The sequence below is a fragment of the Aureimonas sp. AU4 genome (assembly GCF_001463765.1).
Classification (GTDB): Bacteria; Pseudomonadota; Alphaproteobacteria; order Rhizobiales; family Rhizobiaceae; genus Aureimonas.
This window is the reverse complement of sequence record NZ_BBWK01000125.1, coordinates 1-297: the sequence shown is the minus strand read 5'-3', so window position 1 is coordinate 297 and position 297 is coordinate 1. Positions and strand designations below refer to the sequence as shown.

The window sequence follows — 297 nt, the reverse complement described above, 5'->3', positions numbered from 1 at the left end:
CCGGGTCATTGGCGCGGACCGGGCGAGCGTGCGCTACGCGGGAACGCGGCCTGACGATGGTATGCTTCGGCAACGGTTGAAGGAGTTGGCGGGCGAACGCCGACGCTTTGGCTACAGGCGGCTGCATGTCCTGCTGAAACGGGAGGGCCATGCGGTCAACCGCAAGCGCATCCAGCGGCTTTATCGGGAGGAGAAGCTGGCCGTCCGTCGTCGCGGCGGGCGCAAGAGGGCCATGGGAACCCGTCGCCCGATCGAACCACCCGTGGCCGCCAACCAACGCTGGAGCCTGGACTTCTT

1 protein-coding gene is annotated in these 297 nt (G+C 67.3%); it reads left to right on the top strand.

Annotation, left to right across the window (positions count from 1 at the left end):
* Window positions 1-297 (top strand): IS3 family transposase (locus AUL35_RS21385; protein WP_156418161.1); only part of this gene is annotated, 297 nt, incomplete at both ends.